Source organism: Streptomyces sp. NPDC102451, assembly GCF_044765485.1.
In the GTDB taxonomy this organism is placed as follows: domain Bacteria; phylum Actinomycetota; class Actinomycetes; order Streptomycetales; family Streptomycetaceae; genus Streptomyces.
The window spans coordinates 165,836-181,891 of record NZ_JBIWKD010000017.1 but is presented as its reverse complement, the minus strand read 5'-3'; the positions used below and the strand labels follow the sequence as shown (position 1 = coordinate 181,891).

Sequence of the window (16,056 nt, the reverse complement as noted above, 5' to 3'; positions counted from 1 at the left end):
GGCTACCAGACGCCGCACGAGGAACGGCAACGAAGAAGCCACCCCCTCACACTCGCGGCATAATCGGACGTGTCGGCCCCAAAGGGGTCAGGTCAGCACCGACCCGGCAACCCGGAGCGCCTCAACCCCGCACGTGTCCCCGTACGCCTACGCCGACAACCAGCCCACCCTCCTGACCGACCGGAGCGGCCTGACCCCCGAGGACCCGAACGACAGCGTCGACGGCTTCGGCGACGTGCTGGGCATCTTCGGCGACGCTTTCGTCGACGTCGTCAAGTCACCGTTCGTGTTCCTCGGAGACGCACAGGACGCGTTCACCGGCGAGAACGGCGGCGCCGGCGCCTTCCTCGACAAGTACCTCCCCGTCCGCCCCGCCTACCGCCTCTACCGCGCCGAATACATGCTCCGCCAACAAGGCTGCGACGCACTCGCCGACCTCTACGCCGAAGCAGCCGACGAACTCACCCAACAGATCGCCGTCACCGGACTCGGAGGACTGACCGGGTGGCGCAAGGCAGCAGTCAACCCGGGCGGAGGCCGCTACCACGGAGAGCCCGAGTCGACGCGATTCGGCCTTCCCTACTACACGCCCGAGACCCCGTCCTCGCGGCAGCGCATCAACCCGGAGGGCGGCAGGAGGAACTGCGGGCTGTGCGCTACAGCGGGTGACGATCTCATGGCAGGCCGCAACCCGAACTCCGTCCCCGGGGCCGACCGGCCCATGACCAGGGCTGAGGTGTCGGCAGCCACAGGTCTCCCGTTCCGCAGCGTCGGGGGCTTGAATGTCATCGTCAGCGACATGCTGCGCTGGGGTCCGGGAGCACGTGCAATCGTGGGGGCCTGGCCACAGAAGGGGATCGGCCATTACTTCAACGTCGCCAATATCGACGGCAAGGTGGTGTTCCTCGACTTCCAGTCAGGCAAGGCCAACCCAGCCGCGAGCAGGTACCGCAACTACTACATCATGAGGACCAACTGACATGCTCGACAGGGAACAGGCCGAGCGCAGAGCCGCGGAGTTCCTCGCAGGCGAAAGCCGGTCCTGGGGACCGTCCTCCTCTGTCCGAATCATCTCCGAGTACTGCTTCACTGATGGGGGGCAGTTCATCGCTCCCTACGACCACATCGACTACCTCGACCACGGACGCGAGGACATGCAGCTAGGCGGAAACCTACCGGTCGCGGTCGACCTGACCACCGGATCCTGCCGCTTCATCGACTGGGAGGAGGCGGACGTCTTCATGGAACGCAACCTACTCTGAACAGGAGCCGCCCCGAGCACGCACAGCGGGCCTCGCCGAAAGCACCCTGGCGAGGCCCGCTCTCGTGTGTTCGACATCAGGGATCAAGGCCCACCAATGAACGTAGGGCCGGGATGGCAGCTCACACCGCCGCTGGGAAGTGCAGCGGGACCCCCTACCGGAGTCCCTTGCCCTGTGCCGATGGTCCGGTCCGCACTGGCCCAGCCGGACAGGTCCGTGAGGTTGAGACTTCGAAATTCGAGCGTCACACGGGCGTCAAGAATCTCCGAACGAGGCCTTGAAGGCGTCGCCACCACAAGCCCCTCCCTCATGAATTCGCAGGTCAGGTGGCCTACAAGGGTCGATCAGTCCGCTCGACCCGCTGTACCTCGGAAACATGTCGAGCAACCCCGGCCATGCCTGAGCAACCTTAGAAAACCGCAGGTCAGACTCAGGTCAGACACCCCTATCGGCAGGCTCCAGAATCGCCACGCACTCAACGTGCGAGGTCATCGGGAAAAGGTCGAACGCCCGCAGCGTCCGCACCTTGTAGCCGCCGTCCTTGAAGTACGCCAAGTCCCGCGCGAGAGCCGCCGGGTCGCAGGCGACGTAGGCGATCTTGCGGGCGCCCAGGCCCGAGAGGTGCTTGACCGTCGCCTTGCCGGCGCCCGCGCGCGGCGGGTCCAGGACGATCAGGTCGCACTCGGTGATCCCCGTGCGCGGCAGCACCTGGTCGACCTTGCCGTGTTCGATGCGGACCCGGTCCAGGTCCTTCAGGTTGTGCCGGGCGTCCTCGACCGCGCGCTTGCCGGACTCGATGCCCAGCACCGCGCCCTTCTCGCCGATCCGCTGGCCGATGGCTCCGGCGAACAGGCCGACGCCGCAGTAGAGGTCCAGCGCGGTGTCGTTCTTACGGGGCAGCAGGCCCTGCATGACCGCGCGGACCAGCGTGTCGGCCGCCTGCGGGTGCACCTGCCAGAAGCCGCCCGAGCCGACCCGGTACGTACGGTCGTCGGCGCGCTCGCGGACGAAGGCCCGGCCGTGGACGCGGTGGACGCCGCCGTCCTTCTCGTCGACCCGCATCACGGAGACCGGCTTGTCCAGCTCGACCAGCGGGAGCCGGCCGCCCTCGCGCGGGGTCAGGATGACCTGGCGGTCGTGCGAGCCGGTGGCGGCGATGGCCTCCACCGCGGCCATCTGCGGCCAGTCCTGCTTCTCGATGCCGAGCTCGGAGACGCCGGGGGCGGCGATCAGGCACTCGTCGATGATCTCGATGTCGTGCGAGCGGTGCTTGCGCAGCCCGACCCTGCCGTCCTCGTCGATGGCGTACTGGACGCGGGTGCGCCAGGCCGGGACCTCGCCCGGCGGGAGCTTGTCGCCCTCGGCCGGCATGACCGTTCCGTCCCAGCCGGCCTCCTCGGGCGTGAGGCCCGCGAGGCGCTGGAGCTGCTCGGCGATCACTTCGCCCTTGAGCCGGCGCTGGGCGCCGGGCTTGGCGTGCTGCCAGTCGCAGCCGCCGCACTTGCCGGGGCCGGCGTACGGACAGGGGGCCTCGACCCGGTCCTTGGACGCCTCGATGACCGTGACCGCGTCGGCGCGCAGGAAGCGCGAGTCGCTCTCGCCGTCGGTGACCCTGGCGATGACCTTCTCGCCGGGGAGGGTGTGGCGCACGAAGAGCACCTGGCCCTCGGACGTGCGGGCGATGCAGTGGCCGCCGTGGGCGACGGGGCCGACCTCGACCTCGTACTCCTGACCGATCAGAGACTCCCCGGTCTGCGACGACGTGGATTCGTTCTGCATGGGGGGTGGCTCCAGAGATCAGGAAAAGCGGAAAACGGCCGGACAACAGCCCACCAGTCTACGTGGGCGCGCGCCGGCCGCTCACCACAGCCGGCGTGCGCCGCCGGCCCGTGTGGCCGGCCGCGAGGGCCGGCCTACTTGGTGCCGCTCTCCTTGTGGCCGGGCTTGTGGCCGGACTCCTTGTGGTGCCGCCGCTCCACCGGGCCACGGCGCACCGCTCCGGGCGCGTTCCAGTCCGCGCGCCTCCTGGCCCGCACCTTCGCGGCCTCCGAGGACTCCAGCTGGTACGGCACCGACGTCACCATCACCCCCGGGGTGAACAGGAGCCGGCCCTTGAGCCTCAGTGCGCTCTGGTTGTGCAGCAGGTGCTCGTACCAGTGGCCGACGACGTACTCCGGGATGTAGACGCTGATCACATCGCGCGGCCGGTCCTTGCGCAGGCCCTTGACGTAGTCGATGACCGGCCGTGTCACCTCGCGGTAGGGCGAGTCGAGGATCTTCAGCGGGATGTCGATGCCCCGCCGCTCCCAGTCCGTCCTGAGGGCCTTGGTCTCGTCCGGGTCGACGCTGATGGACAGCGCCTCCAGCTGGTCCGAGCGCACCAGCTTGGCGTACGCGAGTGCGCGCAGCGTGGGCCGGTGGAGCTTGGAGACCAAGACGATCGAGTGGACCCGCGAGGGCCTCATGGTGTCGTCGGACGGGCCGTCGGAGGCGGCGATCTCCTCGGCGACCCGGTCGTAGTGCTTGCGGATCGCGGTCATCGTGCCGAAGAAGATCACCATGCCCAGCAGGGCGACCCAGGCACCGTGGCTGAACTTGGTGGCCAGGACGACGACCAGGACCAGGCCGGTGAAGAACGCGCCGAAGGCGTTGATCGCCCGGGAGCGGATCATGTGCCGGCGCACGGCAGGGTTCTTCTCCGTACGCAGATGGCGGTTCCAGTGCCGCACCATGCCGGTCTGGCTGAGCGTGAAGGAGACGAAGACGCCCACGATGTAGAGCTGGATGAGCCGGGTGGAGTCGGCCCCGTAGACCCAGACGAGCAGGATCGCGGCCCCGGCGAGCAGCACGATGCCGTTGGAGAAGGCGAGGCGGTCACCGCGGGTGTGCAGCTGGCGGGGGAGGTAGCGGTCCTGGGCGAGGATCGAGCCGAGCAGCGGGAAGCCGTTGTACGCGGTGTTCGCGGCGAGGAAGAGCACGAGGGCCGTGGCCGCCGCCAGCAGGACGAAGAAGAACGTCCCGTCGCCGAAGACCGCCGCGGCGACCTGGGAGATGACCGGGTCCTGGGTGAAGCTCGCGCCGACCGGGGCGCCGTTGTGGATCAGGTCCTTCGCGGGGTTCTCGGCCATCTTCACGTCGGTGGCCATGGCCAGGCCGATGATGCCGCAGAACATGGTGACGGCGAGCAGGCCCATCGCCGCGAGGGTGGTCGCGGCGTTCTTGCTCTTCGGTTTACGGAAGGCGGGGACGCCGTTGCTGATCGCCTCGACGCCGGTGAGGGCCGCGCAGCCGGAGGAGAAGGCGCGCAGGAGCAGGAAGATCAGGGCGAAGCCGGCGAGCCCCTGGTGTTCGGGCTTGATCGTGTAGTCCGAGGTGGGGGCGTGCATGGTGTCGCCGAGGACCAGCCCGCGGAACGCGCCCCAGAGGATCATCACGAAGACCCCGGCCACGAACAGATAGGTCGGGATGGCGAAGAGCTTGCCGGACTCCTTGACGCCGCGCAGGTTCATCAGCGTCAGCAGGACGATGGCCCCGATGGCGCAGAACGTCTTGTGCTCGATGACGAAGGGGATGGCGGAGCCGAGGTTCTCCACGCCCGAGGAGATCGACACGGCGACCGTGAGGATGTAGTCGACGAGGAGGGCGCTGGCGACGGTCAGGCCGGCCTTCGGGCCGAGGTTGGTGTTGGCGACCTCGTAGTCACCGCCCCCGCTCGGGTACGCGCGTACGTTCTGCCGGTACGAGGCGACGACGGTGAACATCAGGACCACGACCGCGACCGCGATCCACGGGCTGAAGTGGTAGGCCGACACGCCCGCGATGGACAGCACGAGGAGGACTTCCCCGGGTGCGTACGCAACGGAGGACAGCGGGTCGGACGCGAAGACGGGGAGGGCGATGCGCTTGGGGAGGAGCGTCTCCCCCAGCCTGTCGCTGCGCAGCGCCTGGCCGATCAGGATCCGTTTGGGCACGTCGGTCAGTTTGGACACGGTGAGGATCGTAAGCGCTGCCGGGACACGTCGCCGAAGCACCACCCCCTCGGCGCCCCGAAAACCTCCATGATTACCCGCCCTCACCGGAAAAGTCCATGGAATCCTTAACGAAATCCTTGCGATGCGGAGGGGCCGGGAGCCCCGGAGGGCGGCCCCTTCCCCCCTCCTCCGGTGTCCCCTTCCGCCCTCGGGCCGCCTCCCTTTTGCTGACCGGCCCGTGGGATACGCACACTCGGATGAGGCGGCACGGGCGCCGCCGCATAAGCTCATCCACGGGCAACACCGAAGGTGGTTGCCCCATTGTTTGCCCCGCAAGCTGAGAGAGAAGTGTGAGCAGGGTGTTTTCGCAGGTCATCCGGACGACCAGGACGGCGAGGTAGGCGCGAGGTGCACATCGTCATCATGGGCTGCGGGCGCGTCGGAGCCGCTCTCGCGCAGACCCTGGAGCAGCAGGGGCACACGGTCGCCGTGATCGACCAGGACCCCACGGCGTTCCGCCGCCTCGGTTCCGGATTCGGCGGCAGGCGGGTCAGCGGGGTCGGTTTCGACCAGGACACCCTGCGCGAGGCCGGGATCGAGGAGGCCGGAGCGTTCGCGGCCGTCAGCAGCGGCGACAACTCCAACATCATCGCGGCCCGGGTGGCCCGCGAGATGTTCGGCATCGAGAACGTCGCGGCGCGCATCTACGACCCGCGGCGTGCCGAGGTCTACCAGCGCCTGGGCATCCCCACGGTCGCCACGGTCCGCTGGACGGCGGACCAGATGCTGCGGCGGCTGCTGCCGTCGGGCGCGGAGCCGTTGTGGCGCGACCCGAGCGGCGGTGTGCAGCTCGCCGAGGTGCACACCACGCCGTCCTGGATCGGGCACAAGATCAGCACACTGCAGGAGGAGACGGGCGTCCGCGTCGCCTTCCTCACCCGGTTGGGTGAGGCCATACTGCCCACGTCGCAGACGGTTCTGCAGGAGGGCGACCTGGTCCACGTGATGATGCGTACGGACGAGATCGCGAAGGTCGAGGAGGCCTTTGCCGAAGGTCCCGAGGAGGGCGGTCACTGATGCGCGTCGCGATTGCCGGGGCCGGTGCGGTGGGCCGTTCCATCGCGGCCGAGCTCCTGGAGAACGGGCACGAGGTGCTGCTGATCGACAAGGCGCCGACCGCCATCTCGGTGGAGCGCGTCCCGATGGCCGAGTGGCTCCTCGCGGACGCCTGTGAGATCACGTCGCTCGACGAGGCGGCGCTCCAGCGGTGCAACGTCGTGATCGCCTCGACGGGTGACGACAAGGTCAACCTGGTCGTCTCGCTGCTCGCGAAGACCGAGTACGGCGTGCCGAGGGTCGTGGCCCGGGTGAACAACCCGAAGAACGAGTGGCTGTTCAACGAGTCGTGGGGCGTCGACGTCGCGGTCTCCACACCGCGTCTGATGTCCGCCCTGGTCGAGGAGGCGGTGAGCGTCGGCGATCTCGTCCGGCTGCTGCGCTTCAGCCACGGCGACGCCAACCTGGTCGAGCTGACGCTGCCCCCGGAGTCGGCGCTCGCGGGCATCCGGGTGAGTGCCGTGGCCTGGCCGGAGGACACCTCCCTCGTCACGATCATCCGCGGTACGCGGGTGCTGACGCCGAGCCCCGAGGAGACCTTGGAGGCCGGTGACGAACTGCTGTTCGTGGCCGCGCAGGCGCGCGAGGAGCAGCTGGAGGACCTGCTGTCGGTGCGCCGGGAGCCGGCCGAGGACTGAGCAGCCGTACGTACGTGAGGGGCCCCGGACCGTGTCACGGTCCGGGGCCCCTCGCGCATGCGTGCCGCGTGAACCTCAGAGGTCGTAGGTGCGGGCCTCCGCGGCCCGGGCGCTCTGCTCGGCCTCCGCCTTACGGGCCTTCTCGGCCTCCTCCTCCGCCTCCATCTCGGCGAAGACGTCGATGGGCGGCGGCGCCTTGGCGAGGAAGACCCAGGTCAGATACACCGCGAGCAGGAACGGCGGGATCTTGAGCGCGACCAGCACCCAGCCGAGCTGGGCGGTGTCCGCCCACCAGTACAGCGGGAAGAGGATCGCGCACTTGGCGAGCAGGATCAGCCCCCAGGCGTAGCTGGCCTTGGCGTACGCCTTCTTGCGGCCGGGGTTCCTGGTGCGCCAGGAGAGGTTCTCCTTGAAGACCGGGCCGAGGATGAGGCCGATCAGCGGGAGACCCGCGAGGGTCGTGACCAGGTACGCGAGGGCCAGTCCGAGCGTGTAGATCATGCCCGGCAGGTAGAAGTCCTTGGCGTTGCCCGTCATCTTCGCGAAGAGCACACCGAAGGCCACGCCGAAGACGCCGCTGAAGGCGTGCTTGACGGTGTCCTTGCGGAGCAGCCGTACGACGACGAGGACCACGGAGACGGCCAGCGCGGCGATCGCCGAGGCCGTCAGGTCCTTGTTGATGGTGAAGATCGTGACGAAGAGCAGCCCGGGCAGGACTGTCTCCACCATGCCGCGCACGCCGCCGAAGGCCTCGAAGAGCGCGGCTTCCGTGACCGCCTTCGCGTCGGCGTCCTGCTGGTCGGTGCGGTGGGGCTGGTCCGTTTCGGACGTCGGCTTGTCGAGAGACGTCACCGGCTACTCCTTGCCGAGCGGTCGGAGTTCGTATTTGGGGTTGAACAGCACCCGGCGCCCGTGACTCATGGCTACGCGGCCCGACGCGATGAGCTTGCGGCCCGGCTCGATGCCGACGATGGAGCGCCGGCCGAGCCAGACCACGTCGAGCGGCGCGGTACCGTCGAAGAGCTCCGCCTCCAGGGCGGGCACTCCGGCGCGCGGTCGCAGGGTGACGGTCCGCAAGGTACCAGTGACCTTGACGATCTGGCGGTCCGAGCACTCGGAAATGCGCGTGCAGCCCGATGCGTGCGTGTCCTCCTGCAGCTCCTCGGACTCGAGGTCCTCCTGGGAGCTGGACAGCCGGTCGAGCATGCGGCGGAAGCGGCCGGACGGCGTCCGGCCTGACTTCTCGGATCGGGAAACAGCGCTCATACCCGAAGGGTACCGGTCTCCTGTGGTAGGGGCTGGCCCGGACAGGTGCCACCCGAACGAGTGACCCCTGGGCCCCTCGGGTCACTCCGGAACGGCTGGTCCTCCCCGCTCGAAGCGGTACCCCATGCCGGGCTCGGTCACGAAGTGTCTGGGGTGCGAGGGATCCGCCTCCAGCTTGCGGCGCAGCTGCGCCATGTAGACCCGCAGGTAGTTGGTCTCGGTGCCGTACGAGGGCCCCCAGACCTCCTGGAGCAGCTGCTTCTGGCTGACGAGCCGCCCGGCGTTGCGCACGAGGACCTCCAGGAGGTGCCACTCGGTGGGCGTGAGCCGTACGTCACGGCCCTCGCGGTGGACCTTCTTCGCCGCCAGGTCGACGGTGAACCCCTCGGTCTCGACGATCACCAGGTCGTCGCCGACGTCCTGGCCGACCGGTTCCGCCCGGCGCACGGCGGCGCGCAGCCGGGCCAGGAGTTCGTCCATGCCGAACGGCTTGGTGACGTAGTCGTCGGCCCCGGCGTCCAGGGCCTCGACCTTCTCGTCGGAGGTGTGGCGTGCGGAGAGCACCAGGATCGGCACCCGGGTCCAGCCGCGCAGGCCTCTGATCACCTCGACGCCGTCCATGTCCGGCAGCCCGAGGTCGAGGACGACGACGTCGGGGTGGCGCGCCGCCGCGAGCTGCAGGGCGGTCGCCCCGTCGGGTGCCGCGTCCACCTCGTACCTGCGCGCCTTCAGGTTGATCACGAGCGCGCGTACGATCTGCGGCTCGTCGTCGACCACGAGCACCCGGGTCATCGCGGGCCTGCCTTTCCGGAGTACGTGTACGGGGCGGGGATGCGCCACGGGGATGTCATGAGGTGACGTGCGCGGGCGGCACGGGGCCGGCCCGTACCTGCCCCGGGGCGGCGGTGAGCGTGAGGACCATGGTGAGGCCGCCGCCGGGGGTGTCCTCGGCGTCCAGCGTGCCGCCCATGCACTCCACGAAGCCGCGGGCGACGGCGAGTCCGAGCCCGACCCCGGCGCCGCGCGGTGCGTCACCGTACCGCTGGAACGGCTCGAATATCCGTTCCTTGGCTTCGTCGGGGACTCCTCGGCCGCGGTCGGCCACCCGCAGCTCGACGCGTTCGCCCAGGGCGCTGGCCGCGACGGTGACGCGTTCCCGGCCGGGGCTGTACTTGACAGCGTTCTCGACGATGTTGGCCACCGCGCGTTCGAGCAGTCCCGGGTCCACGGCGACCATGGGCAGCGTCTCGGGGATGTCCAGGTCGACGCTGCCCTCCGGTACGCCGCCGAGGGCCATCGGGACGACCTCGTCGAGGTCGATCTCGCGGATCAGCGGGGTGACGGTGCCGGTCTGCAGGCGCGACATGTCGAGCAGATTGCCGACCAGGTGGTCCAGGCGGTCGGCGCCGTCCTCGATGGCCGCGAGGAGCTCCGCCTCGTCGGCGTCGGACCAGAACACGTCGTCGGAGCGCAGGGAGCTCACCGCGGCCTTGATGGCGGCCAGCGGGGTACGCAGGTCATGGCTGACGGCGGCGAGCAGCGCGGTCCTGATCCGGTTGCCCTCGGCCAGCCGCCGGGCCGCCTCCGCCTCCCCCACCAGGCGCTGCCGGTCGAGCACCACGGCGGCCTGCGCGGCGAAGGCGCCGAGGACCCGGCGGTCCTCGGCGGGGAGCACCCGGCCGGAGAGGGCCAGCGCCATGTGGTCGCCGACGGGCATGTCCACGTCCGCGTCGTCGGGCCGGGCCACCGGTGCCGGGCCGACGGATCCGGCGCAGGTCCAGGGATCGACGTCGCTCTGCCGCTCCAGGAGGGCGACGGACTCCATGCCGAAGGTCTCGCGGACCCGGCCCAGCAGGGCGTCCAGGGCGGTCTCGCCCCGCAGGACGCTGCCGGCGAGGGTGGAGAGGATCTCCGACTCCGCACGCAGCCGGGCCGCCTGATGGGTACGCCGGGCCGCCAGGTCGACCACGGAGGCGACCGCCACCGCCACCGCGAAGAAGATCACGATGGCGACGAAGTTCTCGGGGTCCTGGACGGTCAGGGTGTGGGTGGGCGGCGTGAACCAGTAGTTCAGGAAGAAGGATCCCGCCGCCGCCGAGGCGAGCGCGGGGGCCAGGCCCCCGAGGAGTGCGGCGGTGACGGTCAGGAAGAGGAAGAGCAGGACGTCGTTGGCGAGCCCGGGCCCGTTCTCCATGCCGTGCAGGAGCAGGGTGAGGAGCGCCGGTCCGCCGACGCCGGCCAGCCACCCCGAGATGATCCGGGTGCGGCTGAGCCGGGCCCCGCGTGCGATGGGCAGCCCGCGCCCCTTGGCGACCTCCTCGTGCGTGACGATGTGCACGTCCAGGTCGGGGCCGGACTCCCGGGCGACGGTGGCGCCGACCCCGGGGCCGTAGATGTACTGCCAGGTCTTGCGGCGGCTGGAGCCGAGGACGATCTGGGTGGCGTTGACGCCCCGGGCGAACGCCAGGAGCGCGGTGGGTATGTCGTCGCCGATGACGTGGTGGAAGGTGCCCCCGAGGTCCTCTACGAGGGTGCGCTGGACCGCGAGCTCCTTGGGCGAGGCGGAGGTCAGCCCGTCGCTGCGGGCGATGTACACCGCGAGGATCTCGCTGCCGGAGCCCTTGGCGGCCATCCGGGACGCCCGGCGGATGAGCGTACGGCCCTCGGGTCCGCCGGTCAGTCCGACGACGATGCGTTCGCGGGCCTGCCAGGGGGCGCTGATGTCGTGTTCGCCGCGGTACTGCTGGAGGTACTCGTCGACCCGGTCGGCGACCCAGAGGAGGGCCAGCTCGCGCAGGGCGGTCAGGTTGCCGGGGCGGAAGTAGTTGGACAGGGCCGCGTCGACCTTGTCGGACTGGTAGATGTTGCCGTGGGCCATGCGCCGGCGCAGCGCCTGGGGCGACATGTCGACAAGCTCGATCTGGTCGGCGCGCCGGGCGACCTCGTCGGGGATGGTCTCCTGCTGGCGTACGCCGGTGATCGCCTCCACGACGTCGCCGAGGGACTCCAGGTGCTGGATGTTGACGGTGGACACCACGTCGATGCCGGCCTTGAGGAGTTCCTCGACGTCCTGCCAGCGCTTGGCGTTGCGGGAGCCTGGCACGTTGGTGTGGGCGAGCTCGTCGACGAGTGCGACGGCCGGCGCCCTCTCCAGGACGGCGTCGACGTCCATCTCGGCGAAGACCCGCGAGCGGTACTCGATGTCGCGCCGGCGTATCTGCTCCAGGCCGTGCAGGAACGCCTCGGTGCGCGGCCGGTCGTGGTGCTCGACGAACGCGACGACGCAGTCCGTGCCCCGCTCCACCCGTCGGTGGGCCTCGGACAGCATCGCGTAGGTCTTGCCGACGCCGGGTGCCGCACCCAGGTAGATCCGTAGCTTGCCGCGTGCCATGGCCCCATTGTCTTCTTCCGGGCGGCCGTCGCCGATGCGGCGGTCCTGGTCGAAGCTACCTCGGTGAGGTGCGGGGCACGGCCCAGGATGGTGTCCGCGGGGTCCGTATTGACGGGATTCTGACGCGGGTGGCCGGGTCGGTTCAGGTGGCCCGCGCTCGCTCAGCCGTGTTCGACGATGTGCCCGTCGCTGAGTTCCAGCACCCGGTCGGCGAAGCCGAGCAGCTGGGGGTCGTGGGTGGCGACCAGCACGGTGACGCCCTCGCTGCGCACGACGGCGCGCAGCAGCTGCATGACCGCGAGCCCCGTCTCCGCGTCGAGCTGCCCGGTGGGCTCGTCGGCGATCAGCAGGGCGGGCCGGTTGGCGAGGGCGCGGGCGATGGCGACGCGCTGCTGCTGGCCGCCGGAGAGCTCCCCGGGGCGCTGCTGGGCGTGGTCGCCGAGGCCCACCAGGGCGAGCAGCAGCGCCACCCGCTCCTCGCGCTCGTGCGGGTCGGTCCTGCGCAGGCGCATGGGTACGCCGATGTTCTCCGCCGCGGTCAGGATCGGGATCAGGCCGAACGACTGGAAGATGAAGCCGATCCGGTCCCTGCGCAGCTCCAGCAGCCCGTCCTCCCCGAGCCCGGAGAGGTCGGTGCCGCCGACGGTGATCCGGCCGCCGTCCGGTGCGTCGAGCCCGCCGACGAGGTTGAGCAGGGTGGTCTTGCCGGAGCCGGAGCGGCCCTTGAGCGCGACGAGCTCGCCGCGCGGGACCTCGAAGGACACCCCGCGCAGGGCGTGCACGGCCGCCGCCCCGGTGCCGTACGAGCGGTGCAGGTCCTCGACCCGGATCATGGGCCCGTCGAGGGGGCTCTCGGCCAGGGCCGTGCCGCTCCGTCCGTCGGTGCTCCGTGTCATCGCTCTCCCCCGTGCGTACGCAGTCGCGCGTACCGCTCTTATCCGGCAGCCGCCAGTATGTGCACGAGGCACCCGGTGAGGCAATGGAAAGGCCGGTGGGCCGCACCCCCTTCCCCGGGGTGCGGCCCACCGGCCTCCGACGAGCCGGGGCGGGGTCAGCGCACCTCGGTGATCTCCGGGCCGCGCTGGAGCTGGCCCATGCCGCCGGAGAACTTCGAGTTCTCCTGGTCCTCCTGCTGCACACCCTCGGGCACCATCTGGGCGTCGTTGGGAAGCTTGAGGACGATCGGGTCACGCGGAGCCATCGGGCCCTCACCGCGCACCACGACGGTGTCCCGGAAGATCGTCTCCAGCAGCCCGGCGGCGTCCGGCTGGACCGCGCCCTGACCGGAGATCACGCCGCGCAGGAACCAGCGAGGTCCGTCGACGCCGACGAAGCGCACCAGCTGTACGCCGTTCTTCCCGTCCGGAAGCTGTACGGGGACCTGGGCGCGCAGTTCCCAGCCCAGCGGGCCCTCGACCTCGTCGATGATCCCGCCCTGCTGGGTGATGCCCGAGGCGATCTCCTCGCGGACCTCGCCCCAGATGCCCTCCCGCTTGGGAGCGGCGAAGGCCTGCAGCTGGACCGCGCTGTCGCGCAGCACGACGGTGGCGGCGACGATCGCGTCACCGGCGACCTCCACCCGGAGCTCCATGCCCTCGACCCCGGGCACGAAGATGCCGCCCAGGTCCACCCGGCCCTCGCCGGGCTGGGAGACCTCGGAGATGTCCCACGGCCCGTCGGGGCGGGGCGCCGGCGGAAGGTTCGTGCGGCGCGAGCCGCTCTCGGCCCCGTTGTCGTCGAGCTCGTCGGCGACCTGCTCGGCCTCGCGCGCTTCGTCCGCCGTGTCGTTGGCGGAACCACTGTTCTTGCGACGTCCGAACACGTCAATGTCCTTCCCGGTCGGATACGACCGAAGCGTAGCTGTTCCCACCCTGGTTGTTACCGCCCGTGACGCCGTCCACGGCGGCGTGACCGCCGGTGGATCCGAAGCCCCCCTCGGCCCGCGCCGAGCCGGGGAGCTCCGTCACCTCGTGGAAGCGCACCTTCTCGACCTGCTGGACGACCAGTTGGGCAATCCGGTCGAACCGTTCGAACTTCACGGTCTCGCGTGGATCGAGATTGACCACGATGACCTTGATCTCCCCACGGTACCCGGCATCGACCGTCCCTGGGGCGTTCACGAGGGCCACTCCGCAGCGGGCCGCGAGGCCGGAACGGGGGTGCACGAAGGCGGCGTAGCCGTCGGGCAGCGCGACCGACACCCCGGTGGGGAGGACCGCCCGCTCACCCGGGGCGAGTTCGGCGGCCTCGGTGGTGACCAGATCCGCGCCGGCGTCGCCCGGGTGTCCGTAGCCGGGAATCGGCACGTCCGGGTCGACCCTGCGGATGAGTACGTCGACGGGGTGGCGCATCAGGGGTTCACCTCGAAGGCGCGGGCACGCCTGATCTGGTTCGGGTCGGACATCGCGGCCCGGATCTCCTCCGGCCGTCCGTTGTCGATGAAGTGCTCCACCTTGACCTCGATGAAGAGGGCTTCCGCACGGACCGCCACGGGCCCCTCGGGGCCACCGGTCCGGCCCGTCGCACGGCAGTAGATCTTCCGGCCGTGCACGGCCGTGACCTCGGCCTCCAGGAAGAGCACCGTGTCCACCGGCACCGGCAGGACGTAGTCGGTCTCCAGCCGTCCGGTCACCGCGATGACCCGCAGCATCCAGCTCAGCGCGCCGAGCGTCTCGTCCATCGCCGTGGCCAGGACACCGCCGTGCGCAAGCCCCGGAGCGCCCTGGTGGGCGGGCTTCACGGTGAATTCCGCGGTGACGCTCACGCCCTCGCCGGCCGTCGCCTGGAGGTGCAGTCCGTGCGGTTGTCCGCCACCACAGCCGAAACAGTGTTCGTAGTGCGACCCGAGAAGCTCACCGGGCGCGGGGGCGTCGGGATGGCGGACGGGCTTCACCGCGTCGGCGGGGGGTGTCAGACGTGCAGATGTTCCACTCACAGCCGCAGACCTTACCCGCGCTGCCTGTCACCGGTCGCGCCGTGCCAAGCTTGCTTTCATGCAGCCTTCCGCACCTCCCTTCGACGAACGTCTCACCGCACCCCGTACGTGGTGGCTCATCGCCTTCGGGATCGGCGTCGCCTGCGCGCTGATGTTCCTGCCGCTCGGCACCCTGCCGATGCTCGGCGGCCTGGTCGCCGGCACGGCCGCGGCGTGCGTGGGCGTGAGCTCGTACGGCTCCGCGCGCATCCGGGTCGTGGCGGGCGCCCTCGTCGCGGGTGATGCCCGGATCCCCCTGGAGGCGCTCGGTGACGCCGAGGTGCTGGACGGGGACGAGGCGCGCGCCTGGCGCTCGTACAAGGCGGATCCCCGTGCGTTCATGCTGCTGCGCAGCTACATCCCGACGGCGGTGCGGGTGAAGGTCACGGATCCGGCCGATCCGACGCCGTACGTCTATCTGTCGACCCGGGAGCCGCAGGCTCTGGTGGCGGCCCTCACGCCCGTGCCCGCCTGAGACGTCAGCGGCCGGGGCCGTCCAGGCCCCCGGGCAGCTCCTCGGCGGGCTCCGCGGGCTGTTCCAGCGGGGGAAGCTCCGGCAGGCGGTCCCAGGGGATCTGCTGGCGCCGCAGGTCGTTCCTGACCCGTTCGGCGAGCTTCCTGGTGTCGCGCCGGTTCATGAGCGCGCCGACGGCGGCCCCGATCATGAACGGGATGAGGTTCGGGAGGTCGCGCACGGTGCGCTTCATGATCTGCTGGCGCAGTTCGCGCTTCATCTGTCCGCCCAGCGCCGCGTTGAGCGTGGTGGGGCGCGAGACGTCGATGCCGCGCTCCTCGGTCCAGGACGTCAGATACGCGGTGCTGCGCTGGGCGAGGTTGCCCGGCGGGCGCTGGCCGTAGACCTCGTGGAGCTCGGCGACGAGCTTCATCTCGACGGTGGCCACTCCGGTGATCTCCGCCGCCAGCTCGGCGAGCATGGCGGGTGGTACGGGCATCATCGCCGCCGCCCCGATGCCCGCGCCGACGGTCGCGGTGGCGTTGCAGGCGCCCGCGACGAGCTTGTCGGCGAGCTCTTCGGGGCCGAGCCCCGGGAACTGCCTGCGCAGGGTGGCGAGGTCCCGCACCGGGACACGGGGTGCCGTGTCGATGATGCGGTCGGCCACGATGCCGACTGCGGCCACGGCGCTCTCCCGGCTCCTGCGTACGCCTCGTTTCAGTGTGTGCAGGCGGCCGGAGCCCTTACGGGCCTCGGCCGGACCGTCCTGTCCGGCCGGCGGGTCCGCCGCCCTTACCGCTTCGAGCGAGGCCGGACGGCCCCGCTCGTCGTCAGGTGTGCCGGGAGAGGCAGGCAGGGCGGCCTGGTGCTCGGCAGTGGGGCTCTCGCCCTCTGCCGGGCCTGCGCCGCCCTGATGTGCCTCCGACGACTTCGTGCGCCGCAAGCGCCGCTTCCGGAACGGTGTGTCGCCTGCCACGGCCGGCC

At 70.5% G+C, this 16,056-nt stretch carries 16 protein-coding genes; 5 read left to right on the top strand and 11 right to left on the bottom strand.

Annotated elements, in window-relative coordinates:
• Nucleotides 1–133: 133 nt before the first annotated feature.
• Nucleotides 134–979, top strand: coding sequence for a toxin glutamine deamidase domain-containing protein (locus ACIRD8_RS30230; protein ID WP_403998412.1), 846 nt, complete (start codon nt 134–136; stop codon nt 977–979).
• Nucleotide 980: 1 nt separating this feature from the next.
• Nucleotides 981–1,262, top strand: coding sequence for a hypothetical protein (locus tag ACIRD8_RS30225; RefSeq protein WP_403998409.1), 282 nt, complete (start codon nt 981–983; stop codon nt 1,260–1,262).
• A gap of 435 nt (nt 1,263–1,697) precedes the next feature.
• Here ACIRD8_RS30225 and ACIRD8_RS30220 read toward each other — a convergent pair whose 3' ends face one another.
• Together ACIRD8_RS30220 and ACIRD8_RS30215 are read right to left on the bottom strand one after the other, a co-directional pair.
• Complete coding sequence (locus tag ACIRD8_RS30220) at nt 1,698–3,041, bottom strand: class I SAM-dependent RNA methyltransferase (RefSeq protein ID WP_403998406.1); 1,344 nt, start codon at nt 3,039–3,041, stop codon at nt 1,698–1,700.
• Between the two features lie 134 nt (nt 3,042–3,175).
• The gene (locus ACIRD8_RS30215) at nt 3,176–5,251 is read right to left on the bottom strand and encodes an APC family permease (RefSeq protein WP_403998403.1); all 2,076 of its coding nucleotides are present in this window, start codon (nt 5,249–5,251) and stop codon (nt 3,176–3,178) included.
• Nucleotides 5,252–5,641: 390 nt separating this feature from the next.
• Here ACIRD8_RS30215 and ACIRD8_RS30210 point away from each other — a divergent pair, with 390 nt between their 5' ends.
• Together ACIRD8_RS30210 and ACIRD8_RS30205 are read left to right on the top strand one after the other, a co-directional pair.
• Nucleotides 5,642–6,310, top strand: a complete 669-nt coding sequence (locus tag ACIRD8_RS30210; protein ID WP_014153600.1) for a TrkA family potassium uptake protein — start codon at nt 5,642–5,644, stop codon at nt 6,308–6,310.
• Nucleotides 6,310–6,987, top strand: coding sequence for a TrkA family potassium uptake protein (locus tag ACIRD8_RS30205; protein ID WP_322983383.1), 678 nt, complete (start codon nt 6,310–6,312; stop codon nt 6,985–6,987). Before ACIRD8_RS30210 ends, ACIRD8_RS30205 begins: the two co-directional genes overlap by 1 nt.
• A 75-nt stretch (nt 6,988–7,062) precedes the next feature.
• Here the strand turns inward: ACIRD8_RS30205 and ACIRD8_RS30200 are convergent, their stop codons facing one another.
• The 8 genes from ACIRD8_RS30200 to ACIRD8_RS30165 all read right to left on the bottom strand — a co-directional run bounded on the left by ACIRD8_RS30200 (nt 7,063) and on the right by ACIRD8_RS30165 (nt 14,579).
• A complete protein-coding gene (locus tag ACIRD8_RS30200; protein ID WP_403998399.1) occupies nt 7,063–7,839 on the bottom strand; it encodes a DUF3159 domain-containing protein in 777 nt (258 codons plus the stop codon).
• A 3-nt stretch (nt 7,840–7,842) separates the two neighbouring features.
• Complete coding sequence (locus tag ACIRD8_RS30195; RefSeq protein ID WP_403998396.1) at nt 7,843–8,253, bottom strand: OB-fold nucleic acid binding domain-containing protein; 411 nt, start codon at nt 8,251–8,253, stop codon at nt 7,843–7,845.
• Nucleotides 8,254–8,334: 81 nt separating this feature from the next.
• The gene (locus ACIRD8_RS30190; RefSeq protein WP_403998394.1) at nt 8,335–9,045 is read right to left on the bottom strand and encodes a response regulator; all 711 of its coding nucleotides are present in this window, start codon (nt 9,043–9,045) and stop codon (nt 8,335–8,337) included.
• A 55-nt stretch (nt 9,046–9,100) separates the two neighbouring features.
• Complete coding sequence (locus ACIRD8_RS30185) at nt 9,101–11,644, bottom strand: ATP-binding protein (RefSeq protein WP_403998391.1); 2,544 nt, start codon at nt 11,642–11,644, stop codon at nt 9,101–9,103.
• A gap of 161 nt (nt 11,645–11,805) precedes the next feature.
• Nucleotides 11,806–12,540 carry an ABC transporter ATP-binding protein gene (locus ACIRD8_RS30180; RefSeq protein ID WP_403998388.1) on the bottom strand — a complete coding sequence of 245 codons (735 nt, stop codon included), beginning with the start codon at nt 12,538–12,540 and terminating at the stop codon, nt 11,806–11,808.
• 155 nt (nt 12,541–12,695) lie between these two features.
• Nucleotides 12,696–13,466 carry a DUF3710 domain-containing protein gene (locus ACIRD8_RS30175; protein ID WP_403998386.1) on the bottom strand — a complete coding sequence of 257 codons (771 nt, stop codon included), beginning with the start codon at nt 13,464–13,466 and terminating at the stop codon, nt 12,696–12,698.
• A gap of 1 nt (nt 13,467) precedes the next feature.
• Complete coding sequence (dut, locus tag ACIRD8_RS30170; RefSeq protein ID WP_403998383.1) at nt 13,468–13,995, bottom strand: dUTP diphosphatase; 528 nt, start codon at nt 13,993–13,995, stop codon at nt 13,468–13,470.
• On the bottom strand, nt 13,995–14,579 hold the full coding sequence (locus ACIRD8_RS30165) for a PaaI family thioesterase (protein WP_403998380.1): 585 nt from the start codon (nt 14,577–14,579) through the stop codon (nt 13,995–13,997). The genes dut and ACIRD8_RS30165 overlap by 1 nt, the downstream gene beginning before the upstream one ends.
• Before the next feature lie 58 nt (nt 14,580–14,637).
• Between ACIRD8_RS30165 and ACIRD8_RS30160 the strand changes: the two genes are divergently transcribed.
• Entirely contained in the window at nt 14,638–15,093 is a 456-nt protein-coding gene (locus ACIRD8_RS30160; protein ID WP_403998377.1) for a DUF3093 domain-containing protein, read from the top strand.
• Nucleotides 15,094–15,097: 4 nt separating this feature from the next.
• Here the strand turns inward: ACIRD8_RS30160 and ACIRD8_RS30155 are convergent, their stop codons facing one another.
• Nucleotides 15,098–16,048 carry a hypothetical protein gene (locus tag ACIRD8_RS30155; protein WP_403998374.1) on the bottom strand — a complete coding sequence of 317 codons (951 nt, stop codon included), beginning with the start codon at nt 16,046–16,048 and terminating at the stop codon, nt 15,098–15,100.
• Nucleotides 16,049–16,056 lie beyond the last annotated feature (8 nt).

Bases quoted from the DNA above. Each gene is read 5' to 3' on its own strand.
- ACIRD8_RS30220 (WP_403998406.1), bottom strand. From the start codon at position 3,041: ATGCAGAACGAATCCACGTCGTCGCAGACCGGGGAGTCTCTGATCGGT.
- ACIRD8_RS30225 (WP_403998409.1), top strand. From the start codon at position 981: ATGCTCGACAGGGAACAGGCCGAGCGCAGAGCCGCGGAGTTCCTCGCA.
- ACIRD8_RS30185 (WP_403998391.1), bottom strand. From the start codon at position 11,644: ATGGCACGCGGCAAGCTACGGATCTACCTGGGTGCGGCACCCGGCGTC.
- ACIRD8_RS30205 (WP_322983383.1), top strand. From the start codon at position 6,310: ATGCGCGTCGCGATTGCCGGGGCCGGTGCGGTGGGCCGTTCCATCGCG.
- ACIRD8_RS30190 (WP_403998394.1), bottom strand. From the start codon at position 9,045: ATGACCCGGGTGCTCGTGGTCGACGACGAGCCGCAGATCGTACGCGCG.
- ACIRD8_RS30195 (WP_403998396.1), bottom strand. From the start codon at position 8,253: ATGAGCGCTGTTTCCCGATCCGAGAAGTCAGGCCGGACGCCGTCCGGC.
- ACIRD8_RS30160 (WP_403998377.1), top strand. From the start codon at position 14,638: ATGCAGCCTTCCGCACCTCCCTTCGACGAACGTCTCACCGCACCCCGT.
- dut (WP_403998383.1), bottom strand. From the start codon at position 13,995: ATGCGCCACCCCGTCGACGTACTCATCCGCAGGGTCGACCCGGACGTG.
- ACIRD8_RS30180 (WP_403998388.1), bottom strand. From the start codon at position 12,540: ATGACACGGAGCACCGACGGACGGAGCGGCACGGCCCTGGCCGAGAGC.